Source organism: Bradyrhizobium sp. STM 3843 (assembly GCF_000239815.1).
Taxonomy (GTDB): domain Bacteria; phylum Pseudomonadota; class Alphaproteobacteria; order Rhizobiales; family Xanthobacteraceae; genus Bradyrhizobium.
The window spans coordinates 23,440-47,143 of sequence record NZ_CAFK01000157.1 but is presented as its reverse complement, the minus strand read 5'-3'; the positions used below and the strand labels follow the sequence as shown (position 1 = coordinate 47,143).

The following is a 23,704-nucleotide window of genomic DNA, read 5'->3' as shown; positions in this document are numbered from 1 at the left end:
TGCCGCAGCGGGTAGATTTTGCCGGGCCGCGTTGCCGGAACACCGCCTGCATGTTAGGGCGCTCTCAATGTCAGTTCGCCGGGAGACAACGCCTTGACCCAAGCCTTCACGCCACGTCCGCTCGTCATTGCGCCCTCGATCCTGGCGTCCGACTTTTCCAAGCTCGGCGAAGAGGTCCGTGCGGTCGATGCCGCCGGCGCCGACTGGATCCATCTCGATGTGATGGATGGCCACTTCGTACCGAACATTTCCTACGGGCCCGACGTCATCAAGGCGCTGCGACCGCACACCAAGAAGATGTTCGACGCGCATCTGATGATCAGCCCTTGCGATCCCTATCTCGAGGCCTTCGCCAAGGCCGGCTGCGACCACATCACGGTCCACGCCGAAGCCGGCCCGCATCTGCATCGCTCGCTGCAGGCGATCCGCGCGCTCGGCAAGAAGGCCGGCGTCTCGCTCAATCCCTCGACGCCGCTCAATGTCATCGAATATGTGCTCGACATGATCGACCTGGTGCTGATCATGTCGGTCAATCCGGGCTTCGGCGGCCAGGCCTTCATTCCGTCCGCGATCGGCAAGATCCAGGATCTGCGGGCGATGGTCGCGGGCCGGCCGATCGACATCGAGGTCGATGGCGGCGTCGGGCCTGAAGTGTCCGGACCGCTCGCCGCGGCCGGCGCCAACGCCTTCGTCGCCGGATCTGCCGTGTTCAAGGGCGGCACCATGGACTCCTATCGCAACAATATCTCCGCCATCCGCAGCGCCGCGGCGCAGGCCCGCGGTGAGGCGATCTGAGACGGGCATGGTGGAGATCAAGCCGGAGCCCCTGACCAAGGCGGCGTTCGCACGGTTCGGCGACGTCGTCGAGATCGACGGTGCTGGGCCGATCGAGATCAACCAGGGTTTTGCGCGCCGTTTCAACGGCCTTGCCACTATCGACGTGACCAGCGGCGGCGCCGCGGTGAACATCAGTTTGTTTGAAGCGAAACCGCGCCCGCAGCCGATCGAGATCAAGCTGATGGAGCGGCACCCGCTTGGCAGCCAGCTGTTCATGCCGTTGCAGGACAAGCCCTGGCTGGTGCTGGTGTGCGACGATCCGCGCGATCCCTCCAGCTATCGCGCTTTTACCGCCAGCGGCCGGCAAGGCGTCAATTATGCGCGCAATGCCTGGCACCATCCGCTGCTGGTGCTGGGGGAAGGCGAGCGCTTCCTGGTCGTCGACCGCCTCGGTGCTGACAATCTCGAGGAAGTGTGGCTGGATCAGCCGCTGTCGCTGATGCCGGCATGATGGCACGCGGCGCGCCACTCTTGGCAGCCTTTGGAGCATAAGAATGGACGAGCCCTATTTCATTCCCCGCGGCGGGCATCCGCCGCAGACCGACCTTCTGACCGGGCGCGCCGTCTTCACCGAGGCTTACGCCGTCATCCCCAAGGGCGTCATGCGCGACATCGTCACCTCGGCGCTGCCGTTCTGGGACAAGACTCGGGTCTGGGTGATCGCACGCCCCCTCTCCGGCTTTGCGGAGACGTTCTCGCAGTACATCATGGAGGTCGCGCCCGGCGGCGGCAGCGACAAGCCGGAGCCCGACAACGAGGCCGAGGGTGTGCTGTTCGTGGTCGGCGGCGAGATCACGCTGACGTTGGCCGGCGTTGAGCATCGCCTGCGCCACGGCGGTTATGCCTTCCTGCCGCCGGCGAGCCAATGGACGCTCCGCAACGCCGGTACGGGCCCTGCGACCTTCCATTGGATCCGCAAGGCCTATCAGGCCGTGCCGGGCATTCCTACGCCGGACGCTTTCGTCACCAACGAGGCCGACGTCCCGGCCGTCGCGATGCCCGACACCGATGGCCGCTGGGCCACCACGCGCTTCGTCGATCCGCTCGACGTGCGCCACGACATGCATGTCAACATCGTCACTTTCGAACCCGGCGCTGTGATCCCGTTCCTGGAGACGCATGTGATGGAGCACGGGCTCTACGTGCTCGAAGGCAAGGCGGTCTACAAGCTCAACCGCGACTGGGTCGAGGTCGAGGCCGGCGACTTCATGTGGCTACGCGCCTTCTGCCCGCAGGCCTGCTACGCCGGCGGCCCCGGCCGCTTCCGCTATTTGCTCTACAAGGACGCCAACCGCCACATGGCGTTGCGGCCGTTCCGGTGAGCCTGCTCCACGCATAAAGATCAGTACGTAGCCGGCATGAGCAAAGCGACATGCGGGTCTCCGTGCGGCTCGTGCGCCCCCGGATGTCGCTTGCGCTCATCCGGGCTACAGGTCCGTCATTTCCAACGCTGTCTCGCGCACGGAGCGTCACGCGAGACGGCCAAATCACACGCCTTGATACTCCACCTCGTCCGAGCTGCCACGGTCGAGCACGGCCACCGCCTTGGCGTGGTCGAGATCGTTCTCCCAGGCTGCCACCACGACGGTCGCCACGCAATTGCCGATCAGGTTGCCGACCGCGCGGGCGATGCCGACGAACCAATCGATCGACAGCACCAGCACGAGGCCGATGGCGGGGATCGCGGGAACCGCGCTCAAGGTCGCGGCCAGGATCACGATCGCCGAGCCCGGCACGCCATGCGCGCCCTTCGACGTGATCAGCGAGACGCCAAGCACGAGCAGGAGATCGGGGATGGACAGCGGCGTGTTGGTGGCTTGTGCGATGAACACCACCGCGAGCGTCAGGTAGATGGAGAACGCATCAAGGTTGAACGAATAGCCGGTGGGGATGACGAGGCCGACCACCTCCTGTTTGACGCCCATCGCCTCAAGCTTGCGCATGATCTGCGGCAGCACGGCATCGGACGATGCGGTCGCCAGCACGATCATCAGCTCCTCTTTCAGGTAGCGCAGGAACTTGAACAGGCTCAGGCCGGCCAACCGCATCACGGTGCCGAGCGCGATCACGACAAACAGCGCGACCGAGAGATAGAACAGCACCACCAGCGTCAACAGCTGCTGCAGCGAGCCGATGCCGTATTTGCCGACGGTGAAGCCGATCGCGCCGAGCACGCCGAGCGGCGCCACCCGCACGATCAGGCCCATGGCGCGGAACAGCACCTTGGCCGTGGTGTCGATGAAAGTGACAACCGGCTTGGCGGGCTCGCCGACCAGCGCCAGGCTGACACCGAAGATCACCGCGAAGAACAGCACCTGCAGCACGTCGTTGCGGGCGAAGGCATCGAACGCGGTCGAGGGAATGATATTGAGGATGAAGCCGCTCAAGCCGCCGCCCTGCAGCTTGTGCGCATTGTCGGCGAAGCTGGTCAGCACCTTCGGATCGAGCTTGCTGACGTCAATGTTCATGCCGTGGCCGGGGCCAAAGATCAGCGCCAGTACCAGGCCGAAGGCCAGCGCGATCGTGGTCATGCCCTCGAAGTACACCAGCGCCTTGACTCCGACCCGGCCGACTTTCCGCAGATCGCCGGCGCTGGCGATGCCGTGCACCACCACGCAGAACACGATCGGCGCGACCACCATCGAGATCAGCTTGAGGAAGGCATCGCTGAAGAATTTCAGCGCCTGCCCCATCTCCGGCGCAACGACGCCGATCAGGATGCCGAGAACAAGCGCTGCTACCACCTGGACGAACAGCGAGCCGAACAGGCTGCCTCTGCCGCGTGTGGCACCCGCAATTGCCGCATCCGTCGCCGTCATATGAAAGTCCCCCTGAATCCCTGCGGCGCATGGTCGCGCCGGCTGAATGGGTCACTCTGGATGGGGAACTCGCGAAAAGCAACGTGGGCCGCGCCTCATTTTGCGGCCTCTCCTGCCGCTTTTGCCGTCAAGTCAGGACAGCAGAAAGAACAGCCCGCAGGAGATCGCAATGGTCGCCGGCAAGGTCAGGATCCAGGCCACCGCAATCAGCCACATCGTACTGCGCTGCACGCCGGCGCCGGAGCCGACCATGGTACCGGCGATGCCGCCGGTCACGACGTGGGTGGTGCTGACGGGATAGCCGCCGAAGCCGGCATAGGTGATCAGCCCGGCGGCGACGAGCTCGGCGGAGCCGCCCTGCGCTGGCTGCAACGGTGTCTTGCCGAGACGCTCGCCGAGCGTTGTGACGATGCGGCGATAGCCCACCATCGTGCCGAGCCCGAGGCACAAGGCACTGAGCACGCGCACCCACCACGGCGCATATTCGACGGTGCGCATCAGCTGATCGTGGATCTGCTTCGCCGAGGCTCGGTCGGCGCCAGCCGCCGCCTTGTTGTCCACGACATCGCGAAGCGCGGCGAGCGTCTGGTTGAGGTCGTCACGCAGCGCCGGGCGCTGTTGCGGCGGAATGTCGGCGATGGTCCTGATCTGGGAGAGCTGCGCGCCGAGCGCTTTCGCCGCCGCCGATCCTTTCTCGCGCCGGTCGCCGTCGGCACGCGCGATCAACTCGGCCGCGCCGGGCATTTCACCCGCGATCTGCTTGATCTGCCGCTCGGTCATCTCGTGGTTCAACGCATAGGTCGCGGGCATCAGGCCGATGATGGTGAGCATGATCAGACCGATGCTCTTCTGCCCGTCATTGGTGCCATGCGCGAAGGAGACGCCGGTGCAGGTCAGGATCAGCAGCGCGCGCATCCACCCGACCGGCGGCTGGTCAGGCTTTGGCGGCTGGAAGAGCTCATCCTGGCGCAGCATGAGCCGCACGATCCGGAACAGCACCAGCGCCAGCACGAAGCCGAGCAGCGGCGACACCAACAGCGAGCCGAGCACGCTCACGGCCTACGCCCAATCGGCGCCGATGCTGCCGCGCCCCGTGAGCCAGACCTCGAGCGCGATCCCGATCAAGGAGCCGATCAGCGCATGCGAGCTGGAATTGGGAATGCCGCGCCACCAAGTCCCGACATTCCAGATCAGCGCGGCCGCGAACACCGACACCAGCATGCCCGCGGCCAATGTTCCGTCCGGCGGCGTCAACACCTCCGGCGGTATCAGCTCGACCAGCGCATAGGCGACTGCGATGCCGCCGGCCAGCACGCCAATGAAATTCATGATGCCGGACCACACCACCGCGACCGGCGGGCTCAGCGAATTGGTGTAGATCACGGTCGCAACCGCGTTGGCCGTGTCATGGAACCCATTGGAGAATTCGAAGATCAAGACCAGGACAAAACAGATCGCCAGGATCGTCAGCGTCGCGAACGAGCCCGGTGCGAGTGAAGCAAGCATGCGGCGTCCTCTCTACGCCGCGATGACGCGCCGGGGCGACCGCGCGTTCCTCCATCACAAAACTTTCGCGTAAAGGCAGCCGGTTGTCTTACTGCGTCACTAACGCGAGACATAGCCTGCTTCATCGTCATTCCGGGGCGATGCGACAGCATCGAACCCGGAATCTCGAGATTCCGGGCTCAGCCCTCCGCGCAAAATGGCTTTGCCATTTTGTCGCGCGGGCTGCCCCGGAATGACGGCGCTTGTGAAACTGCAATATGAGGAATCTTGCTCAGGACGCGGCCTGCGTCGTCGCTGCATCCGCGGCTTCCTCCGCGCGCGCGACAAGCCGCGGCGGCCGCACCACGGTGACGGTACACTTGGCTTCAGCCGCGACCTTGGCCGAGACGCTGCCGAGCAGCGCGCGCAAGACGGAGTCCCGCCGCGCGCCGATGATGATGTGATCGACGTGGTTCACTTCCGCGAATTCGAGGATCGCGGTGGCCGGATCGATCGCCTCCAGCACGTGGACCGTCAAACGGCTGGCGTCGAGCTTGAGCGGAGAGGCCCAGTGCTTCAGCGCCACCATGCGGTCGATATGCTTGTTGTTGCCCTGCTCGTCGAGCGTACGGTCGATGGTGATGCGGCCCAGCTTGAGCACGTTGACGCAGGCGAGCCGCGCCGATGGCAGCGTCGCCAGGATGCGATCTGCGGTGACGCGCAGCGCGCCGTTGAGTTCGTCGGCGCCTTCAGCCACATCGATCGCGATCGCGACGATCGGGCTCGTCGCAAGCTGCACAGCGACGTCCGATTTGGTTTCCGGCTGGACCAGCCCGCGGTTGAAGCGCCGCCACCACACGGTGGTGAGCGGATCGCGCTTGGTCTTCTCCGCGCGCGCGGTCAGCCTGACCTGGTCGGGATGGCCGAGATCGAAGGCGAGCTGTGAGGCGGTCGGATAGCGCCACACCGGCTCGATCTCCAGACAGCGCAGCACGATCTCCTGCAGCCAGGGCGGATAGTCGCTCTTCAGCTGTCGCGGCGGATAGGGATCGCGCCACAGCCTGCGCCGCATGCCGCGCAAGGTCTCGGTCTCGCCGAACGGCCGCATGCCCGTGGTGAAGAAATAGAGCAGCACGCCGAGCGCGAACAAATCGCTGCGTGGATCGGAACGCGTCCCCATCAGCCGCTCCGGCGGCATGTAGGGCGCGGTGCCGTAGGGCAGCCGGAATTCCTCCTGCAGGAGATCAGGCAGATGCCGGTGGCACGACAGCCCGTAATCGATCAGCACCGCCTCGCCCGTGGGCCGGAACATGATGCTCGACGGCTTGATGTCGTGATGGATCACGTGCTGACGGTGAAGGTCGGCGAGCGCCGTTGCTATCTTCGCAACCAGGACCCGGGCCTCTTCATAGGGCAGCGGCAGCTCTGGCAGCCGCTTGTAGAGCGTATCGCCGGGGACGCGCTCCATCACGACATAGGCTTGGGCAGCGAAATCGCCGGTGCCGAAACAGGCCGGCACATGCGGGCCCGACAGCTTCGGCAGGATCATCTGCTCCATCTCGAAGCTGACGATCGCCGCCGGGTCTTCACCCTCCGCGACGCGCGGGACCTTCATCAGGAGCGGCGAAGCGATGTCGGCATGGGTCACGCTCCACAACGTCGCCATGCCGCCGGCATGCACGCATTCGCCGATGGTGAAACCATCGATCACGGCGCCGGGCTGGAGTGCGGATTTCGGCATGGCGCTTACCGTCCGATCGCAAGCCGCTCGGCGAGCCAGGGCGGCAGGCCGTTGGCCCGGATGCGCGCCGCCGCCGTCTCGATGTCATAAGGCACGCGGCAGTAGGTGATCTCACGCGTTTGGGTCTCGTAGGTGACGAAGGACGCCGCCGGATCGCCGTCACGCGGCTGACCGACAGAGCCTGCCACCGCCAGCCATTGCCGCCCGCGCAAGAGTTGGACCGGCGCATGCGAGGTCGGGATGAAGCTCGTCATCTTGGCGGTCACCGACATCGAATACAGCGTCGGACGATGGATATGGCCGCAGAAGGTCACCTGGGCATCCGTCGCGATCATGCTGCGCGCAGCGTCGGCGGTCGACTGCACGTAGCGCCAGCGCGCAGGGCTCGAGGCCTCCGAATGGACATAGAGCCGGTCGTCGTCGGGAACCATCATCGGCAGCTCAGCGAGAAAGCGGCGCTGCGCGGCGCTGAGCCGGCCGCGGGTCCATTCGATCGCGGCCTGCGCCTCGGCGTTCATGTTTTCGCTGCTGACCGCCACCGCATTGTCGTGATTGCCGCGCACCGCGAGGCCGCCCTGCTCGACCAGCGCCATGATGGTGTCGACCGACCATTCGGGATCGGCGCCATAACCGACGATGTCACCGAGGCAGATGAAGCGCTCAGCTCCCTTGGCGCGCGCCGCCTCCAGGCACGCAGCAAATGCCTGACGGTTGGCGTGGATGTCCGAGAAAAACGCCAGCAGCACCCGCTTCCTCCTGCGCCACCCTACCCGCGCCCTTCGCACGGGAGTTGAGCAATATCAAGCAGGATACACGAAGGCGCCGGTGGAGAGGGACCGCATCGTCGACCCCTATTGCTGCTCGTCCTTGGGCGGCATGCGCGGCGGCAGCAGCGGGGTGAACGAGACGCCGTCGCCAGCCTGTTTTGCCGCCTTGAACTCGCCGGTGGAAGGATCGCCGCCGGAGGTTTCAAGGATGGTTTTGGGCAGGATGTATTCGCGTGCGGCGTCGATGATGCCGCCCTCGCCGGTGCCGAAATCGGCGGCGCGGCCGCCCTGCGGATGTCCGGCCGCGATCTGGTCGGAGGCATGCTGGGCCTTCTCGGCCAGCGTATCACTGTAGCGCAGGCGATAGGCGCGCGGCACCCCGCTCGGCCGGTTGTCGTCGTCGAGCGTCTCGACCCAGAGATAGACCGAGCCCGGATCACCGTCCACCGTATGCGGGTCGACGATCCGCGTCTGTAAGAGCTTGAAGCGCGGCGGCAGCGGGTCGATGCTGGCCCATCCCATCAGGCCGCGCGCGCCGACGAAGCTGCCGACATAGAACGCGCTGGTCACGATCACGGCGATGGCCTTGGCCGGCCAGGGCAGCCGGGCATAGACCAGGACCAGCAGCAAGAGCGCGCCGATCAGCGCGTAGCATGCTGACAGGATCAGGATCACGGTCTGCAGGTTCGTCACTGCCGCAACATCCTCACGCCGGTTTTCGGATCGATGTCGGCGCCATTGGCGCGGACGTTCCGGAAGGTCTCGAGCAGCGATTTCGGCCGGCGCTGCACGTCCACCACCTTGCCCTCGGCGTCGAGCCGGAAGCGCAGCGCCGTCTTCTCGTCGCCGGTGTGGTCGAGCGTCACCTTGTCGTCGAAGATCACCTGCGCGGTCGGATTGAGCTTCTGCACCTTGACCATGGCATCCACCGGCGTTCCGGCCACCGCCTGGAAATGCGAGACATTGACGGTGTATTCGCCGGCGACGATGCCGCGCACCGTCACGATCTCCTCGCGGATGGGCGACGGGATCTTCATGCCGTTGACCAGGATGAAGTCGTTGGCGCCGCCGCGATCGTCACGATCGAGCGTGAGGAAGCCAGCCTCGCGGTGCCGGTACCAGGCGATGTTGCCGAGCGGGTCCTGCACGAACAGGTCGAGATCATCAGGGTGATTGTCCGGCCAATCCAGCGTGATGATGAATTCGGCCTTGGTGTCGACCTTGCCGTCCTTGGCGTCCGGGGAGATCGCGAGCACCGCAATGAAGAAGAAGAACGCGACGATCTGCAGCGCCTTGAACAGCATCACGCTGAACGGATCGAACTGCTCATCACGCGGATAGAGCCCGAAATCGTCCATCATCAGGGACGCTCCAGCAGCGGCGTGACCCGTGTCTCCGTCAGCATCACGGCGTCGGAGAACACGCGCTGCGTCGCTGCATCCAGCATGTAGTACTGGATGCGGACCAGGATCGAGCCGACCAGCCCTGCGAGCGTCGTATACATCGCAATCGCCATGCCGTCGCTCATCAGCCCCATCGAGGATTTCATCGCCAGCTTGTCGGAGACGTCGAGGCCGGCGATCGGCGCCAGCATGATGATGAAGCCGATGATGGTGCCGAGCAGGCCGAGCTTCATCAGCGTGTCGGAGGCGAAGCCGCCGAAGCCGTTGGAGCCGCGCAGGCGATCGGCCAGCGTCCGCAGCAGCAGGGTCTGGTCGATGCGCCCCCCGCGTTGCGTGTCGGCCTTGGTCACCAGGCTTCGGATGTGATCGCTCACGAGTCCCGCGGGAAGCCCGCGCGCATTGGCATCGAGGACTTTTGCGGCATCGCCCGTGGTGAGGATCGCGCGGCAACGCCGCGCCGCGTCCGCCTCGCGCGCAATGACGCGGGTGCGCCAGAAGCAGTGCACGCAGGTGACGACGTAGAGAACGACGATCACGCTCGAGATGTAGGTGCGGTCCGAGGCCAGCATGAGATGGATCAGGCCATAGCGCCACAGCAGCACCGCGGCGAAGACCGACAACCCGGTGAAGATCATCCACAGCAACAGCGGCCCGCGCTCGGGCGCATCGGCAACGGCCGTCGGCCCCTCGATACTGCTGACCGCGCTCATGCGTTCCACCTCCCCTTAAGATTCCGCTGCACAACCCTGCGTGCGAACCGCGGTGGCAAGTTAAGCAGAGCCCCATGGCGCCGTCCAAAGAGATATGCCCTGAAGGCGTTGGGCAAATTTCCCGATCTCGGCTTTGCTGCAGTGCTTCCGCTTGGCGGAGTCAGCCGGTGTGTTACGGTCGGCAAATCCAAGGTGGAGGGACCGCATGCGCCTGGTGCTTCAGCTCATCGCCCGCCTGGCCCTGATTGTCGTGCTGTGCGTGGCCGCGGCGGCTGCGTGGGTCACTGTCGATGCCTATCGCAGTGTCGACCGCGCCACGGCCGCCTCGGCCGAACGGGTGTCGCACGCACTGGAAGCGCTGTATTGGCGCGAGCTCTTGCTGCACAGCAGCAGGAACCATGAGCATCTGCTGCCGGTTCCGGACTGGCGCACCACCGAGACCATGAAGCTGATCGCGCCCGGGATCTGCATACAGTTCCAGCCGCAGGCCGCCTTCGAGAAGCCGCTCTGCGGCCAGAGCAAGGGATTGGGCGAGGCACCGCCGCGCTGGTTCGCCGCTTTGGTGCAGAGACTGCTCGGCGACCACAGTGCGGTCGCGCAGTCGATCAGCGCCCGCACCACCACCGCCGGCACGGTCTCGGCGATCGCCGATCCCGAGGCTGCGATCCAGCTCGCCTGGCAGCGCATCCAGGACAGCTTTGGCGTGGCACTCGCGATGGCGCTTGCGATCGGGCTGCTGGCCTCGCTCGCGATCGCGCATGCACTGGCGCCGGCCCGCACCATCGTCACCGCGCTACAACGCATGGCAGAGGGCGAGCACCGCCCCGCTCTGCCCCGCTTCCGCTCGATGGAGCTTGCGATGATCGGCCAGGCCGTGACCGAGCTCGGCAACCGGCTGGCGCAGGCGACCGAGCAGCGGGCCGCGTTGACCGAGCGGCTGCTTGACATCAGAGACGAGGAACGGCGGGCGCTGGCGCGCGAACTGCACGACGAGTTCGGGCAGAACCTCACCGCCATCCTCGCCTTCGCCAGCACGATCGAGACGGAAACGACGCCGCGGGAGATGCGCGCCACCCAGGATGCGCGGATGATCACGCAAGCCGTCACCCATCTGATGGCCTGCCTGCGCGGCACGCTGAGCCGGCTGCGCCGGCCGCTCGCCGAGGAGCTCGGGCTCACGGCCGGCCTGGTCGCCTTGACCGAGAACTGCCAGCATGCGGCCCGGCCGACCATCCGGCTCGACCTGCAGGGCGATCTCGCCGACATCCAGGGCCCCGTCGCCGTCACCGCCTATCGCGTCGCCCAGGAATGCCTCACCAATGCGTTGCGGCACACCACGGCCAGCGAGATCTCGCTCAAGGTCGAGCGGCGCAGCGGCCCCGACGGCGCGCTCGTGATCTGCATCGAAGACGATGGCGGCGGCGATACCGCGCAGCTGTCGCAATCGAAGGGCTTTGGCCTGACCGGCATCCGCGAACGGATCGCCGCGGTCGGCGGCTCCTTGTCGATTGCACGTGCCGCGCATGGGCTTCGCGTCGCCGCCACCATCCCGCTTGCCGCCTGAGCCGCCCACGATGTCCGAGCCGACCCGCCTCACCATTCTGCTGGTCGACGACCACCCGGTGGTCCGGCAGGGCTATCGGCGGGTGCTGGAAAGCCAGGACGGCTTTACCGTCGTGGCCGAAGCCGACAGCGCGGCAGCGGCCTACGCCGCCTACAAGGCGCATGCGCCCGATGTCGTGGTGATGGACATTTCGATGAAGGGCGCGAGCGGCATCGAGGCGATCCGCAACATCCGCGCGCGCGACGGCCAAGCCCGCATCCTCGTGTTCAGCATGCATGGCGAAGCGGCGCTGGTGAAGGCCGCGTTCAATGCCGGCGCCAGCGGCTATGTCACCAAGAGCAGCGAGCCGGCGGCGCTGGTGCGGGCGATCCGCGGCGTCATCAGTGGCGAGCGGGCGCTGAGCGACGACGTTGCCCATGCGCTGGCCGCCGACAGTCTCGACGGCGCGCAGACGATGCTCGACCGGCTCGGCGACCGTGAGATCGAGATCCTCCGCCAGCTCGCCGCGGGCCTCACCACCGAAGAGATCGCCGCCAATCTCCATCTCAGCGTCAAGACGGTCCAGAACTATCATTATCTGGTCAAGGCCAAGACCGGCGCGCAGACGGATGCGCAATTGGTGCGGCTCGCCGTGGCCAGCGGGCTGACCGAGCTATAGCTTCGGTCGGAATAATCTAGCGCGGGCAGGCTTCCAGGCCACGAAGCACCAGCGTCAGCACGGCATCCCACCGCGCCGCATATGCCGGATCCTTCCATTCGTCGGCATGGGCCGGATGATGGAAGCGGCTGGTGGCGTCGAAGATCGCGCCGGCGGCCGCTTTGACGTCGTCGACTCGGAACGTCCCCTGCTCGACGCCTTCGGACAGGATCTGCTGGACCTGGACGACCAGCTGCTCCTTGTGAGCCTTCACGACCTTGCACGCCTCGCGCGCCAGGGTCAGGTAGGTCGCGAACATCTCGGGATCTTCGGAGACCCGTCTGTATTTGGCGTCGACCAGCTCCCGCAGCCAGCGCTCCAGCTTCACAGGTGCCGGCCCCGACTCCGCGGCGATCTGCGCCAGAGGCTCGCTGACACGATCGAGCCAGCGCTTCGCCACTGCTTCACGCAGCGACGCCTTGCTCGGAAAATGCCGGTAGACGCTGCCGTGGCTGACATCGAGCGCCCGCGCCACGTCAACGACCGTGGCCTTGGCGAGCCCATAACGGCGCAACACATCCTCGGTAACTTCGAGGATTCGCTCGGATGTCAGAACCACAGCCTCGTTCATGCGCGCACCATACCCTCTTTCGCCGGAGCCGCCTCGACATGGATCAATTGTCCCATGTCCTTGCGATCCGCGGGCCGGAACGTCGCAGCCTGAGCTTCCAGGTGACGGGCAACCTGCTCATTGAGCCAGTGCTCGAACTGTGCGTTGGGAAAAAATCTTTCAAACCTCATCGATGGCGTCCTTAACGTGCTCTGACCCCTGGTCGATGGCCAGCGAGCCGGAGTGACTTCAGTATCAGTGCCTTGGGAAGCTGATATAGCATCTCTCGCTGACAGATTTCAATATCTGTTACTCAACATTCGGTGATTGGTATTATAGTCCGCAAGAGTCTTTCCTCACCTCTTTGACCGGCCCTGTTTGTCTCGCCAAACCCGCTCTGCTAAAGCGCAGCGTAAAAACAATCTCGCCGGGCTGCTGTTCGCTCCCCGGCCGCCTCGCTTCGGAGCCGCCGATGATCCCCCGCTATACCCGTCCCGAAATGGCCGCGATCTGGGAACCGCAGACCAGGTTCAAGATCTGGTTCGAGATCGAGGCACATGCGGCGGACGCGCTGGCGGAATTGGGCGTGACTCCCGAGGACGCCGCCAGGACCATCTGGGACAAGGCCAAGGACGCCGTCTTCAATGTCGCGCGGATCGACGAGATCGAGCGTGAGACCAAGCACGACGTCATCGCCTTTCTGACCCATCTTGCCGAAATCGTCGGGCCCGAGGCGCGCTTCGTTCATCAGGGCATGACCTCGTCGGATGTCCTCGACACCTGCCTCAACGTGCAGCTCACCCGCGCCGCCGACCTGCTGCTTGCCGACCTCGACCGCCTGTTGGCCGCGCTGAAGACGCGCGCCTTCGAACACAAGATGACGCCGACCATCGGCCGCTCTCATGGCATCCATGCCGAGCCCGTCACCTTCGGGCTGAAGCTCGCTTATGCCTATGCCGAGTTCTCCCGCGCCCGCGACCGGCTGGTCGCCGCGCGCAAGGAGATCGCGACCTGCGCGATTTCGGGCGCTGTCGGCACCTTCGCGCAGATCGATCCGCGGGTCGAAGAGCACGTCGCCAAGGCGATGGGGCTCACGCCCGAGCCGATCTCGACCCAGGTGATCCCGCGCGACCGTCACGCGATGTATTTTGCCACGCTCGGCGTGATCGCCTCGTCAGCCGAGCGGCTGGCGACCGAGATCCGTCACCTGCAGCGCACCGAGGTGCTTGAGGCCGAGGAGTTCTTCTCCGAGGGGCAGAAGGGCTCGTCGGCGATGCCGCACAAGCGCAACCCGGTGCTGTCGGAGAATCTCACCGGCCTCTCCCGCATGGTGCGCGGCTATGTGACCCCGGCACTGGAGAACGTGGTGCTCTGGCACGAGCGCGATATTTCCCACTCGTCCGTCGAGCGCATGATCGGCCCCGATGCCACCGTGACCCTCGACTTCGCGCTGGTGCGCCTCGCCGGCCTGATCGAGAAGCTGTTGGTCTATCCCGCCAACATGGCAAAGAATCTCGATCGCCTCGGCGGCCTGGTGCATTCGCAGCGCGTCCTGATCGCGCTGACCCAGAAAGGCGCCAGCCGCGAGGACGCCTACAAGCTCGTGCAGCGCAACGCCATGCCGGTCTGGCGCGGCGAAGGCGACTTCAAGACGCTGCTGAAGAACGACGCCGACGTGAAGAAGTATCTCAGCGACGCCGAGATCGACGAGCAGTTCGACCTCGGCTATCATCTCAAGCACGTCGACACGATCTTCGGGCGGGTGTTCGGAGCGGCGTGATCGCAATTCTGATGGTTGCAGCCGACCTCTGAAGTACTGGATGGTCGTCGACATCGGCCAATGCGAAATGATGCGCGGCACCGCGGGCTGAGCAGATTTGGGAAGAGCGGGTCGGGAGCTCAGATCAGCCCCGAGCGGGATACATATCCGCAATCCGTCTTATCGCGGAGCTCTCGCTGCTCGTGTCCCGGACGCGGTGCGGCACGCAGTGCTGCACGGCAGAGCCGGGACCCAGTCGTATTAGGATGTACATCAGAGAGCATGTCAAAGACGGCCGCGAGGCGGAGAGCGCTCTCCCGACAACGCATCTCTTGTTCTAGAAAATTCTGATGGTTGCCGCCAGCTGTTCTGGGTCCCGGCTCTGCAGTGCGTCACTTCGTGCCGCACTGCGTCCGGGACAAGAGATCTGTGCCACTTGGTCGCAAGGACGGTCCGAAATCGCTGCGGCGTCAATTGTTCATGCAGGGCACGCCCGCGCAGCACTGACGTCGTCATCACGCCCTTGCGCGACCGCCGCTGCCGCCCCCGTTCCTGATCGCTCTGACCGGGTCGTACGCGACGTGGTTCATCCGATTCGACGGGACAATCCAGGCGGGTCGGGACGCATGAATATCCCGTGCTCAGTTCAGACCTCGGCGCCAACTGTGGTCACCCAGATGTGACGACAGATCACTACCAGCAGGTTGTCCGACGCAATCTCATCGACCTCCGGCGCTTCGACTTGCTGTCTCCGGCGCATTATGGCTCCTCGCAGACTCGTTCGTGCTGAGGATGCCATGATGCCGGAGACCGCCGCCTACGATCCGTTGCTGCGCTGGATACATTGGGCCACGGCGGCGCTGTTCATCGCGGCGATGCTGATCGGGCTCTATTGCGGACTGCAGCCGCCGGGCACCTCGCCGCGACGCGAACTGTTGGAAGTACACAAATCGCTTGGCATCACGCTGCTCTTTCTCGCCATCCTGCGGGTTTTGGTGCGCGCGAGGACTTCAGCGCCGCCCGAACCGAGATCGTTCGGGCCGATGGTGCTGCTTGCGTCGCGGCTCAATCATTGGGCGCTCTATCTCATCCTGTTCGCGATGCCCGTCACCGGCTACATGTTCTCCTCCGCCGGCGGCTACTCGCTGAAATATTTCGGCACTTTCAGCTGGCCGCGCCTGTTTGCCGGCGACAAGGCGGTCGCGCATAACGGCGAGATCGCGCACGATACGCTCGCCTACCTGGTCTATGTTGCGGTTGGACTGCACATCGCAGCCACGCATTGGCATGCGCTCGTGCTGAAGGACGAGACACTGGCGCGGATGTGGCCTGTCGCCGGCAGATCGAAGCCACAGCCATGACCGGCACAACCTTCCCGCGCCGGTGATCACGACTGCACTGGCGCAGGCACGAACACGCTGACCGCCTTCGGCCGCACGGAGAAGCGGGCCGGCGTGAACGTCACGAGCTCACCGTCGGCGTTGATGGGCCGCGGCTTGCGGGTGCGGACCTCGAAGGCCGGCCCGCGCGTGGCCCGCACCTCGCGCCACAAACCGTGTCTTCCTTTGCGGAAATCATAGGCCATCGCCAGCAGCTTCCAGACCTGGCCGATCTCCAGCGAATAGAGATCGAGATGGGAATCGTCGATCTCGGCACTGTGCTCCACGGCCATGCCGCCGCCGTAGTAACGGCCATTGCCGACGGCGATCTGCAAGGTCTTGACGCGCGCCGCGCCTTCGTCGGAAACGATCATCGCGCGGAACGGGCGCGCATTGAGCAGCACCTTCAACGCGGTCAGCGCGTAGCTCGCGCGGCCGAACCGGCGCTTGCTTTCGCGCGTCAGCTGTCGCGCGAGTTCGGCGGAAAGACCGAGGCTCGCGACGTTGAAGAACATGTGGCCATTGACATCACCGAGATCGATCTGGCGCTGGTGACCCGTCGCAATCACGTCGGCTGCAGCTTCCATCGTGTCCGGCAGTCCGAGCGTGCGCGCGAGATCATTGGCGGTGCCGGCCGGAATGATGCCGAGCGGCAAGCCGGTCTTGACCAGCGCGGGCGCAGCTGCGTTGAGACTGCCGTCGCCGCCGGCCACGACCACGGCTTGAGCGCCATCGGCATGCGCCTCGATCCAGGGTGCTACTTCGCGCGGGCTGTGCGGGGCCGAGATCATGAGATCAAATCCTGCAGCGGTGAGCCGCGAGACGGCGACGCCGGCCGCTTCGCCGCCGACACGGCTGCCGCGATTGATGATCATCAAGAGACGGCGCATCGACGCGGATCGCAATCGGTCCCCGTGCGCAGCCCACGCGGCAACTGCGCTCGTACGATCGGCAGCACCGGCCCCATCCCCTGCCATCAACGCCTCCAATACAGATCAGCGGCACGCGCACGTCATGTGAGACGCATTCCCAGATGCAATGTTCGGAGCTGACGTCAGGTTCCGGCAGCGCGGGCCGGACCTGCGCAGCGCTCTGGTGTTCCGGCGCAACATTTGCTCGCTCTGTTCATGAAAGGGCCTCAGCGACCAGCGGCAATTTTTTCTGCACACCCTTCCTTTTTCGCACGGCTTGCGCCGATCGGTCGCAGGTCCGGCTCCGACGTCCATCTACGCCGCTGATGTGTCTGACAAAAAGCGCATCGCGCAACAGCGTGCACAACTGGATCACAGCCGTCATCTGCCGGCATGTTTCGTCTGTTACTTTGCGAGCGTATCGGCTATAGCTTGGGGGTAGCTGTCATGAAACTGTTACAGACTCATCATGCCCGATTCTGATGCGACGACATCGGTCCGCGGCAGCGCTCACGCTGTTCCTGGACCCGACCACGCCGCACCGCGCCACAATGGCGCCATGCCCGACCAGGATCTCTCCGCGACGGCGAAGCAGCCTGCCGCAGCGTCTGAGGCTGAAGCTGCTCCTGTCGCAACGGGCGATGCTCCGAGCACACCGTCGCCCGCGACAACAAGCGATGTCGTGCTGCCCAACCCGGCTACGCCCGGGAGCGAGATCGAGCTGAAGCTGCTCGTTGATCCCGATCAACTGGCCGACTTCAACGACGCTGCTGTGATCACCGCGCATGCGCGCAACAAGGGCACGCGCAAACATCTGAAGTCGGTTTACTACGACACGCCCGAGCGCACGCTGTGGCGCAATGGCCTGAGCTTGCGGGTGCGCCAGAGCGGTGCCCGTTTCGTGCAGACCGTGAAGGCGCAGCGCAGCAACGACCCGCTGCGCCGTGGCGAGTGGGAGGCTACAGTGCCTTCGCTCGCGCCCGACCTTGCGCTGGCAACGCCACTGATTCCCGAGGAGCTGCGGGGCGAACTGCAAGCCGCTGCGCTCGAGACGGTGTTCGTCGCCCAGGTCCATCGCCACACGCGCCTGATCGCGTTGCCGTCCGGCACGGTCGAGATCGCGTTTGATCACGGCGCCCTCTCGGCCGGCGAGCGCAGCGCTCCAGTCAGCGAGATCGAGCTAGAGTTGAAGAGCGGCAGTCCGGCTGCGATCTACGAGATCGCGCTCAAGCTGTCCGAGCACGGCAGGCTGCGCCCCTCGATCCGCAGCAAGTCCGCCCGCGGCTATGACCTTGCCGCGGATCGGCCGCCCGGCGCGGAGAAGCCGCGCAAGCTCCACCTTGATCCGGCGGTGTCGCTCGACGAGACCTTCGCCAGCATCCTGCGCGGCTGCTTCCACCATCTGTTGCAGGCGATGCCGTCAGCGGAAGACGGCCGCAACCCGGAAGGCGTGCATCAGTTGCGCGTCTCGTTGCGCCGCCTGCGCGCGGCGTTGCACCTGATGCAGCCTGTCGGCACCAACGGCAAGCTGACCAGCCTGCTGACGGATGCGCGGTGGCTGGCGCAAAGTCTCTCGGCGGCGCGCGACTGGGACGTGTTCCTCACCGCAACGCTGCCGGCCATCGCCGAGGGCTGTCCGACCATTGCCGGCTTCGACACCTTGCGCGAGCTCGCCGAAAAGCAACGCAATCTCGGTTATCGCAAGCTGCGCCATGCGCTGGCTGACCGCCGCTGTGCGACCTTCATCCTGGGGCTGGGCGAATGGATCGAGACCCGCGGCTGGCGCGCCGACGTCACGCCGGAGACGCTCGGGCAACTGGCCGAGCCCGCGATCGGCTTCGCCGGTCACATTCTCTCGGAGCGGCACCAGAAAGTGCTCAAGCGCGGACGACACTTCAAGGCGCTGCCGGCGGAGGAACGTCACCGGGTGCGGCTCGCCTTGAAGAAACTGCGCTACAGCGTCGATTTCCTGCTGCCCTTCTATGCCGAGCGCAAGACAACCAAGAAATATTCCGAGAAGCTCGCCGACCTGCAGGAAGAGCTCGGCCACTATAACGACATGGCGGTCACTGCGGCTCTGCTGTCCGGACTGGACCTGACATCGACCGATGGCGCGATCGCAGCCGCCGCCATCACCGGCTGGCAGGCACACGCCATGCTCGGCGTCGAAGCACCCCTGCGCCAGGCGTGGCGCAACTTCGCCAAATCCGCGACGCCCTGGTCCGACGACACGGAGACGTGACGTCCGCCAGGGCGCGCTTGCTGTCGCAAGTGTCGACGTCGCCTGTTGACCGCGCACATTGATCCAGTTCAATGCGCGCGCGGCGAATTTGAAGCCCAATCGGTTTCATCACCCGCTCTTCAAGTTCACAGGTGCGGATGCCGGTGGGGTGGTGCGAACTCCGGAATCGGAGCACACATGCATCCGGATTGGCGAGGATCGTAGCATGAAGATCTCCAGCATCACCTGTCCGCACTGCGGCGCCTCTTACGAGGTCGCGGAGTCGCTGTCGGCCGCCGGGCGGCCCGGGCGCGCTGAATGCACCATCTGCGGCGCGTTCCTCGCGGACTGGCGGGAGCCGCGGCTGCGCGCCTTCCGCCTGATCGTTGCGCCCGAGAACAAATATCCGCGCGTGCCGCCGTCGCCACCCGCCTGAGCACCTGCGAGATTCCTGGCTGCGAAATTCCTGGCACGGCCTGAAACTTGCTTCCTCTGGACCGCCGGGCCATAGTTGCCCGCGATCTCATCCCAGACAGTGAGTTGTATTCCTCGTGCCCATCATCAACAGCATCGCCGCGCTCGCCGACGACATGGCGGCTTGGCGCCACGATCTCCACGAACATCCGGAGCTGCTCTACGAGGTGCATCGCACCGCCGCCGTCGTCGCCGACAAGCTTCGCGCCTTCGGTTGCGACGAGGTCGTCACCGGCATCGGCCGCACCGGCGTGGTCGGCGTGATCCGCGGCCGCAACACGGCCTCCGGCAAGACCATTGGCCTCCGCGCCGACATGGACGCACTGCCGATCGAGGAGACCTCGGGCGTTCCCTATGCCTCCAAGACACCCGGCGTGATGCATGCCTGCGGCCATGACGGCCACACCGCGATGCTGCTCGGCGCGGCCAGACATCTCGCCGAGACCCGCAATTTCGACGGCACCGTCGTCGTGATCTTCCAGCCGGCCGAGGAAGGCGGCGCCGGCGGCAAGGCGATGATCGACGACGGGCTGATGACGCGCTGGGGCATCCAGGAGGTCTACGGCATGCACAACATGCCGGGCCTTCCCGCAGGCCACTTCTCGCTCTCGCCGGGTGCGATGCTCGCCTCAGCCGATGCGATCGAGATCAAGGTCACCGGCAAAGGCGGCCATGGCGGCGCAGGTCCGCACAAGGCGGTCGACAGCATCCTGATCGGCGCGCAGATCGTCAATGCGCTGCAGTCGATCGTCGCGCGCAATGTCGATCCGCTGAAATCCGCCGTGATCTCGATCTGCGCCTTCCATGGCGGCACGGCGTTCAACGTCATCCCCGAGACCGTCGAGATGAAGGGCACCGTGCGCACGCTCGATCCGGAGATCCGCGATCTGGTCGAGCGCCGCATCGCCGAAGTGGCCGACGCGACTGCGCGCGCCTATGGCGGCGCGGCCGAGACCATCTACACGCGGATGTATCCGGTGACGATGAACCACGCGCGCGAGGCCGCGTTCGCCGCCGACGTCGCCCGCGACATTGCCGGCCCCGATCGCGTCGACGACCGCGCGGTGCCGCGGATGGGCGGCGAGGATTTCGCCTTCATGCTTGAGGAGCGCCCCGGCGCCTTCGTCTTCATCGGCACCGGGCCCGGCGCCGAACTGCACCATCCGGCCTACCGCTTCAACGACGACGTGCTAACCCACGGCGCCTCCTACTGGGTGCGGCTGGTCGAGAAGAGCATGCCGGCGGCTTAGTCCGGCTCGACCCGCTCTGGCGCCAATAGCTGTCGTCATTGCGAGCGAAGCGACTTGTCCCGCCATAGCCCGAAGGACGATGGCGGGAGCAATCCAGAGCCCAATTGGAAGTCTGGATTGCTACGTCGCCTTTGGCTCCTCGCAATGACACCTCGGCGAAGTTAGATCCCCGCTCGCCAGCGCACCGCTTTGGCTTCCGTTGTTCGACCGGCATCGAAACGTCGTGCGCGCGGGGGCGGCTAACAGTTGAGCCACCGCAGCAACGAGCGTTACAGCCATGTCCGGCCAGCCTTCCATCGCGCGCGAGCTCGTGCTCCTGCTTGCGCTCTCCACGCTGTGGGGCGCGTCCTACACCCTCATCCGGATCGGGGTCGAGACCATCCCGCCGGTCACGCTGATCGCGGCGCGCACGCTGATCGCCGGGCTCTTGCTTGCAGGCCTCATCCGCGCCCGCGGCATCTCGTGGCCGCGCAATGCCGCGATGTGGCGGCGCTTTGTCGTCCAGGCCGGCCTCAACAGCGTGGTGCCCTTCACCCTGATCGCCTGGGCCGAGCAGGTGACGGACGCCGGGCTTGCCACCATCCTGAACTCGACCTCGCCGATTTTCACGTTCCTGCTGACCGTCTGCGTGACGCATCATGAGCCGGTGACGTCGCGCAAGCTCGTGGGCGTGGTGGCCGGCCTCGCCGGCATCTGCCTGATCATCGGCGTGCAGGCGCTTTCGGGGCTGGGTCACGCGCTCTGGGCGCAGCTTGCGATCGTCGCCGCCACCATCTGCTATGCCGGTGCGGCGATCGTCGGCAAAGGCTTCAAGGGCCTCGACCCGATGCTGCCGGCGGCCGGCTCGCTGCTCGCAGGCAGCGCCGTCCTCATTCCGCTCGCGCTGCTCGTTGATCATCCCTGGAGCCTCGCGCCATCGCAGCGCTCGACCTTCGCCCTGCTCGCTTTGTCGGTGTTTTCGACCGCGCTTGCGCTCGTGATCTATTTTCGCCTGCTGCAGACGCTTGGCTCGATCGGCGCCACCGCGCAGTCCTATCTGCGGGTGCCGATCGGCGTCGCGATCGGCGTCATCGTGCTGGGTGAGCGGCTCTCGCCGACCGCCTGGCTCGGGCTCGCTTGCGTGCTCGCCGGCGTCATCGCGATGACACTGCCGGCACGCTGAGTCTGGTCGCGAATGTCACGCCGAGCGGACTGCCAGCATCGGCGGCAGGTCTGGCTGGCCGTCGGCGTCATAGCGATGGCTGAAGTCGAAGCCGGAGGCACGCGGTCCATCGTCGTGCAGCGCTTCCAGTTTGCTGGCGCCCTCGCGCCAGGTCGGCACGATGCTGTGGGGCACCCACCACAACACGTAGCCCGGCCATTCCGGCGGTTTGAACCAGTCGCGGCGCCGGCGCAATGCGCCGCGATGGAGCCCGCCATAGACGAAGCTCCATGCCGCGTCCGTGTCCTGCCAGAGTGACAGGGTCGCGATCATCGTGCCGTCGTCGTCGCCGCCGCTGGGCTGGTAGAAGCGGGGCGCGACATAGACGCCCCATGGACCGAAATCCTGGCCGAGCCTGGATTTGCCGTAGAGGTCGGGCCGCGCCGACACCGCATGTGCGATGAAACCTTCCGATCTCTCGGCCTCGCCATAGACCGCGGGCGCCACGGCCCGGAAGTCCGCGAGCTCATCCGACTTCGCGGCCGCGTTGAGAATGCCGAACGTATACAGTGCAATGCGTGACATGCGACTCTCCAATTTACGCACCGATCCGCTGCAATTCCGACGGGACCGGCGAAGCTCAGAGCCGAGACGCTAGGTCGAACCGGCGCCGAACGGATTGTAGAAATCGGACAGAGCGGCAATTGCGGCCGGCAACGTGGCGATTGCGCCTCGCCGTATCGGGCACAGCCTAGTTCCGCTCGAGAGAACCAGCCCGGCGAGAGCGCCGAGATGCGCGGGTCACGCCGCGATGCCGGCGTCAATTGCGGCACTCGTGCCTTTCCTGTAAACGGGTCCACGCAACGTACCGCAATCCAGAAGAACGAGATGACACAGCGCAAGACGAGGGTCGCTATCCTGTTCGGCGGACGCTCTGCGGAGCATGACGTCTCCAGGGCGTCAGCCGCCAACATCTATCGCTCGCTCGACCCCGATCGCTATGACGTCACGCTGGTCGGGATCACCGGTGATGGCCGCTGGGTCGTCGCCGATGCGGCCAACGACAAGACGAGCCCGGCGCTGGTCATTCCATCCGACGGGCCTGCTCTCGTGCTGCTGCCGGGCGGCCAGGGCCGCGCGCTGGTCGTCGAAAGCGGTGCGACTGATATGCGCGAGCTCACCGCTTTCGATGTCGTGTTTCCGGTCCTGCACGGTCCCAATGGCGAGGACGGCACCGTGCAGGGCGCGCTCGAGCTGGCCGACGTCGCCTATGTCGGCGCGCGCGTGATGGGATCGGCAGCGTCGATGGACAAGGACGTCGCCAAGCGCCTGCTGCGCGATGCCGGCCTGCCGATCGTGCCCTACATCGCCATGACCGCCGCGGCGCCGCTCTCTTACGACGACGCGGTACGCGCGACCGGCGCGGGCGAGCTGTTCGTCAAGCCGGCCAATCTCGGCTCCTCGGTCGGCATCTCCCGGGCGCGCAATGCCGCGGAGTTCGCGGCGAGCTGCGAGCTCGCGCTGCGCTTCGATGGCAAGATCCTGATCGAGCGCTGCATCGCGCCGGTGCGCGAGATCGAATGCGCGGTGCTGGAGGATGCCGGCGGCGAGGTCAGCGCTTCCGAGCTCGGCGAGATCGTCCCGGCCGGGCAGCACGGCTTCTATTCCTACGACGCGAAGTACACTGATGCCGGCGGCGCGTCGCTGCACGTTCCGGCGCAGCTGGACCCGGCTCTGGCCGCACGCATCCGGAAGCTCGCCGTCGAGGTGTTCGGCGTGCTGTGCTGCGAGGGCTTGGCGCGCGTCGACTTCTTCGTCAGCGGCGGCGAGGTCTATGTCAACGAGGTCAACACGCTGCCGGGCTTCACCAACATCAGCATGTATCCGAGAATGTGGGAGGCCACCGGCCTGCCCCAGCCCGAGCTGATGAACAGGCTGATCGCGCATGCGCTGGCACGCCACGCGCGGCTGGGCAAGCTGAGCTTCCAGCGCTGAT

General features: G+C 65.7%; 22 protein-coding genes and 1 pseudogene. 12 read left to right on the top strand and 11 right to left on the bottom strand.

The genetic code is table 11. From position 1 onward, the window contains the following. Nucleotides 1-93: 93 nt before the first annotated feature. From rpe to BRAS3843_RS17475, 3 genes are read left to right on the top strand one after another with little or no spacing between them, the layout of a single operon-like run. Nucleotides 94-795 carry a ribulose-phosphate 3-epimerase gene (gene rpe, locus BRAS3843_RS17485; protein ID WP_008970301.1) on the top strand — a complete coding sequence of 234 codons (702 nt, stop codon included), beginning with the start codon at nucleotides 94-96 and terminating at the stop codon, nucleotides 793-795. Between the two features lie 7 nt (nucleotides 796-802). Further along, complete coding sequence (locus BRAS3843_RS17480; RefSeq protein WP_008970300.1) at nucleotides 803-1,288, top strand: ureidoglycolate lyase; 486 nt, start codon at nucleotides 803-805, stop codon at nucleotides 1,286-1,288. A gap of 43 nt (nucleotides 1,289-1,331) precedes the next feature. Continuing rightward, nucleotides 1,332-2,159 (top strand): bifunctional allantoicase/(S)-ureidoglycine aminohydrolase, encoded by an 828-nt coding sequence (locus tag BRAS3843_RS17475; protein ID WP_008970299.1) that lies wholly within the window; start codon nucleotides 1,332-1,334, stop codon nucleotides 2,157-2,159. 165 nt (nucleotides 2,160-2,324) lie between these two features. On the opposite strand, the gene BRAS3843_RS17470 is transcribed toward BRAS3843_RS17475, so the two are convergent. The 7 genes and pseudogenes from BRAS3843_RS17470 to BRAS3843_RS17440 all read right to left on the bottom strand — a co-directional run bounded on the left by BRAS3843_RS17470 (nucleotide 2,325) and on the right by BRAS3843_RS17440 (nucleotide 9,762). After that, on the bottom strand, nucleotides 2,325-3,656 hold the full coding sequence (locus BRAS3843_RS17470; protein ID WP_008970298.1) for a dicarboxylate/amino acid:cation symporter: 1,332 nt from the start codon (nucleotides 3,654-3,656) through the stop codon (nucleotides 2,325-2,327). 132 nt (nucleotides 3,657-3,788) lie between these two features. Next, nucleotides 3,789-5,162 (bottom strand): annotated as a pseudogene (locus tag BRAS3843_RS17465) (inorganic phosphate transporter). 271 nt (nucleotides 5,163-5,433) lie between these two features. Further along, a complete protein-coding gene (locus BRAS3843_RS17460) occupies nucleotides 5,434-6,882 on the bottom strand; it encodes a bifunctional serine/threonine-protein kinase/universal stress protein (RefSeq protein WP_008970295.1) in 1,449 nt (482 codons plus the stop codon). A gap of 5 nt (nucleotides 6,883-6,887) precedes the next feature. Then, on the bottom strand, nucleotides 6,888-7,628 hold the full coding sequence (locus tag BRAS3843_RS17455; RefSeq protein ID WP_008970294.1) for a metallophosphoesterase family protein: 741 nt from the start codon (nucleotides 7,626-7,628) through the stop codon (nucleotides 6,888-6,890). A 105-nt stretch (nucleotides 7,629-7,733) separates the two neighbouring features. Then, on the bottom strand, nucleotides 7,734-8,342 hold the full coding sequence (locus tag BRAS3843_RS17450; protein ID WP_008970293.1) for a hypothetical protein: 609 nt from the start codon (nucleotides 8,340-8,342) through the stop codon (nucleotides 7,734-7,736). Then, nucleotides 8,339-9,010, bottom strand: coding sequence for a hypothetical protein (locus BRAS3843_RS17445; protein ID WP_008970292.1), 672 nt, complete (start codon nucleotides 9,008-9,010; stop codon nucleotides 8,339-8,341). Before BRAS3843_RS17445 ends, BRAS3843_RS17450 begins: the two co-directional genes overlap by 4 nt. After that, complete coding sequence (locus BRAS3843_RS17440; RefSeq protein ID WP_008970291.1) at nucleotides 9,010-9,762, bottom strand: MotA/TolQ/ExbB proton channel family protein; 753 nt, start codon at nucleotides 9,760-9,762, stop codon at nucleotides 9,010-9,012. Before BRAS3843_RS17440 ends, BRAS3843_RS17445 begins: the two co-directional genes overlap by 1 nt. Nucleotides 9,763-9,967: 205 nt before the next feature. Here BRAS3843_RS17440 and BRAS3843_RS17435 point away from each other — a divergent pair, with 205 nt between their 5' ends. Next, nucleotides 9,968-11,326 carry a histidine kinase gene (locus BRAS3843_RS17435; RefSeq protein ID WP_008970290.1) on the top strand — a complete coding sequence of 453 codons (1,359 nt, stop codon included), beginning with the start codon at nucleotides 9,968-9,970 and terminating at the stop codon, nucleotides 11,324-11,326. Nucleotides 11,327-11,336: 10 nt separating this feature from the next. After that, nucleotides 11,337-11,984 carry a response regulator transcription factor gene (locus BRAS3843_RS17430; RefSeq protein ID WP_008970289.1) on the top strand — a complete coding sequence of 216 codons (648 nt, stop codon included), beginning with the start codon at nucleotides 11,337-11,339 and terminating at the stop codon, nucleotides 11,982-11,984. Nucleotides 11,985-12,000: 16 nt separating this feature from the next. Here the strand turns inward: BRAS3843_RS17430 and BRAS3843_RS17425 are convergent, their stop codons facing one another. Then, entirely contained in the window at nucleotides 12,001-12,594 is a 594-nt protein-coding gene (locus BRAS3843_RS17425) for a TetR family transcriptional regulator (protein WP_008970288.1), read from the bottom strand. After that, complete coding sequence (locus BRAS3843_RS41570) at nucleotides 12,591-12,764, bottom strand: hypothetical protein (RefSeq protein WP_008970287.1); 174 nt, start codon at nucleotides 12,762-12,764, stop codon at nucleotides 12,591-12,593. Before BRAS3843_RS41570 ends, BRAS3843_RS17425 begins: the two co-directional genes overlap by 4 nt. A gap of 281 nt (nucleotides 12,765-13,045) precedes the next feature. On the opposite strand from BRAS3843_RS41570, the gene purB reads away from it, so the two are divergent. Together purB and BRAS3843_RS17415 are read left to right on the top strand one after the other, a co-directional pair. Continuing rightward, complete coding sequence (gene purB, locus BRAS3843_RS17420; protein ID WP_008970286.1) at nucleotides 13,046-14,353, top strand: adenylosuccinate lyase; 1,308 nt, start codon at nucleotides 13,046-13,048, stop codon at nucleotides 14,351-14,353. 779 nt (nucleotides 14,354-15,132) lie between these two features. Further along, a complete protein-coding gene (locus BRAS3843_RS17415) occupies nucleotides 15,133-15,693 on the top strand; it encodes a cytochrome b (RefSeq protein WP_244425370.1) in 561 nt (186 codons plus the stop codon). A gap of 26 nt (nucleotides 15,694-15,719) precedes the next feature. Here the strand turns inward: BRAS3843_RS17415 and BRAS3843_RS17410 are convergent, their stop codons facing one another. Next, nucleotides 15,720-16,601, bottom strand: a complete 882-nt coding sequence (locus BRAS3843_RS17410; protein WP_244425368.1) for a lipid kinase — start codon at nucleotides 16,599-16,601, stop codon at nucleotides 15,720-15,722. A 490-nt stretch (nucleotides 16,602-17,091) separates the two neighbouring features. Between BRAS3843_RS17410 and BRAS3843_RS17405 the strand changes: the two genes are divergently transcribed. From BRAS3843_RS17405 to BRAS3843_RS17390, 4 genes are all read left to right on the top strand, one after another. Further along, the gene (locus BRAS3843_RS17405; RefSeq protein WP_008970283.1) at nucleotides 17,092-18,864 is read left to right on the top strand and encodes a CYTH and CHAD domain-containing protein; all 1,773 of its coding nucleotides are present in this window, start codon (nucleotides 17,092-17,094) and stop codon (nucleotides 18,862-18,864) included. A gap of 205 nt (nucleotides 18,865-19,069) precedes the next feature. Beyond that, complete coding sequence (locus tag BRAS3843_RS17400) at nucleotides 19,070-19,279, top strand: MJ0042-type zinc finger domain-containing protein (RefSeq protein ID WP_008970282.1); 210 nt, start codon at nucleotides 19,070-19,072, stop codon at nucleotides 19,277-19,279. Nucleotides 19,280-19,394: 115 nt separating this feature from the next. Next, on the top strand, nucleotides 19,395-20,567 hold the full coding sequence (locus tag BRAS3843_RS17395; RefSeq protein ID WP_008970281.1) for a M20 aminoacylase family protein: 1,173 nt from the start codon (nucleotides 19,395-19,397) through the stop codon (nucleotides 20,565-20,567). Between the two features lie 277 nt (nucleotides 20,568-20,844). Further along, the gene (locus BRAS3843_RS17390; RefSeq protein WP_008970280.1) at nucleotides 20,845-21,729 is read left to right on the top strand and encodes an EamA family transporter; all 885 of its coding nucleotides are present in this window, start codon (nucleotides 20,845-20,847) and stop codon (nucleotides 21,727-21,729) included. Between the two features lie 15 nt (nucleotides 21,730-21,744). Here the strand turns inward: BRAS3843_RS17390 and BRAS3843_RS17385 are convergent, their stop codons facing one another. Next, on the bottom strand, nucleotides 21,745-22,293 hold the full coding sequence (locus BRAS3843_RS17385; RefSeq protein WP_008970279.1) for a DUF3291 domain-containing protein: 549 nt from the start codon (nucleotides 22,291-22,293) through the stop codon (nucleotides 21,745-21,747). Between the two features lie 303 nt (nucleotides 22,294-22,596). Between BRAS3843_RS17385 and BRAS3843_RS17380 the strand changes: the two genes are divergently transcribed. Beyond that, the gene (locus BRAS3843_RS17380; protein ID WP_008970278.1) at nucleotides 22,597-23,703 is read left to right on the top strand and encodes a D-alanine--D-alanine ligase family protein; all 1,107 of its coding nucleotides are present in this window, start codon (nucleotides 22,597-22,599) and stop codon (nucleotides 23,701-23,703) included. Nucleotide 23,704: the final 1 nt, after the last annotated feature.

Bases quoted from the DNA above. Each gene is read 5' to 3' on its own strand.
- BRAS3843_RS17480 (WP_008970300.1), top strand. From the start codon at position 803: ATGGTGGAGATCAAGCCGGAGCCCCTGACCAAGGCGGCGTTCGCACGG.
- BRAS3843_RS17475 (WP_008970299.1), top strand. From the start codon at position 1,332: ATGGACGAGCCCTATTTCATTCCCCGCGGCGGGCATCCGCCGCAGACC.
- BRAS3843_RS17470 (WP_008970298.1), bottom strand. From the start codon at position 3,656: ATGACGGCGACGGATGCGGCAATTGCGGGTGCCACACGCGGCAGAGGC.
- BRAS3843_RS17460 (WP_008970295.1), bottom strand. From the start codon at position 6,882: ATGCCGAAATCCGCACTCCAGCCCGGCGCCGTGATCGATGGTTTCACC.
- BRAS3843_RS17445 (WP_008970292.1), bottom strand. From the start codon at position 9,010: ATGATGGACGATTTCGGGCTCTATCCGCGTGATGAGCAGTTCGATCCG.
- BRAS3843_RS17440 (WP_008970291.1), bottom strand. From the start codon at position 9,762: ATGAGCGCGGTCAGCAGTATCGAGGGGCCGACGGCCGTTGCCGATGCG.
- BRAS3843_RS17435 (WP_008970290.1), top strand. From the start codon at position 9,968: ATGCGCCTGGTGCTTCAGCTCATCGCCCGCCTGGCCCTGATTGTCGTG.
- BRAS3843_RS17430 (WP_008970289.1), top strand. From the start codon at position 11,337: ATGTCCGAGCCGACCCGCCTCACCATTCTGCTGGTCGACGACCACCCG.
- BRAS3843_RS17425 (WP_008970288.1), bottom strand. From the start codon at position 12,594: ATGAACGAGGCTGTGGTTCTGACATCCGAGCGAATCCTCGAAGTTACC.
- BRAS3843_RS41570 (WP_008970287.1), bottom strand. From the start codon at position 12,764: ATGAGGTTTGAAAGATTTTTTCCCAACGCACAGTTCGAGCACTGGCTC.
- purB (WP_008970286.1), top strand. From the start codon at position 13,046: ATGATCCCCCGCTATACCCGTCCCGAAATGGCCGCGATCTGGGAACCG.
- BRAS3843_RS17415 (WP_244425370.1), top strand. From the start codon at position 15,133: ATGCCGGAGACCGCCGCCTACGATCCGTTGCTGCGCTGGATACATTGG.
- BRAS3843_RS17410 (WP_244425368.1), bottom strand. From the start codon at position 16,601: ATGCGCCGTCTCTTGATGATCATCAATCGCGGCAGCCGTGTCGGCGGC.
- BRAS3843_RS17405 (WP_008970283.1), top strand. From the start codon at position 17,092: ATGCCCGATTCTGATGCGACGACATCGGTCCGCGGCAGCGCTCACGCT.
- BRAS3843_RS17400 (WP_008970282.1), top strand. From the start codon at position 19,070: ATGAAGATCTCCAGCATCACCTGTCCGCACTGCGGCGCCTCTTACGAG.
- BRAS3843_RS17390 (WP_008970280.1), top strand. From the start codon at position 20,845: ATGTCCGGCCAGCCTTCCATCGCGCGCGAGCTCGTGCTCCTGCTTGCG.
- BRAS3843_RS17385 (WP_008970279.1), bottom strand. From the start codon at position 22,293: ATGTCACGCATTGCACTGTATACGTTCGGCATTCTCAACGCGGCCGCG.
- BRAS3843_RS17380 (WP_008970278.1), top strand. From the start codon at position 22,597: ATGACACAGCGCAAGACGAGGGTCGCTATCCTGTTCGGCGGACGCTCT.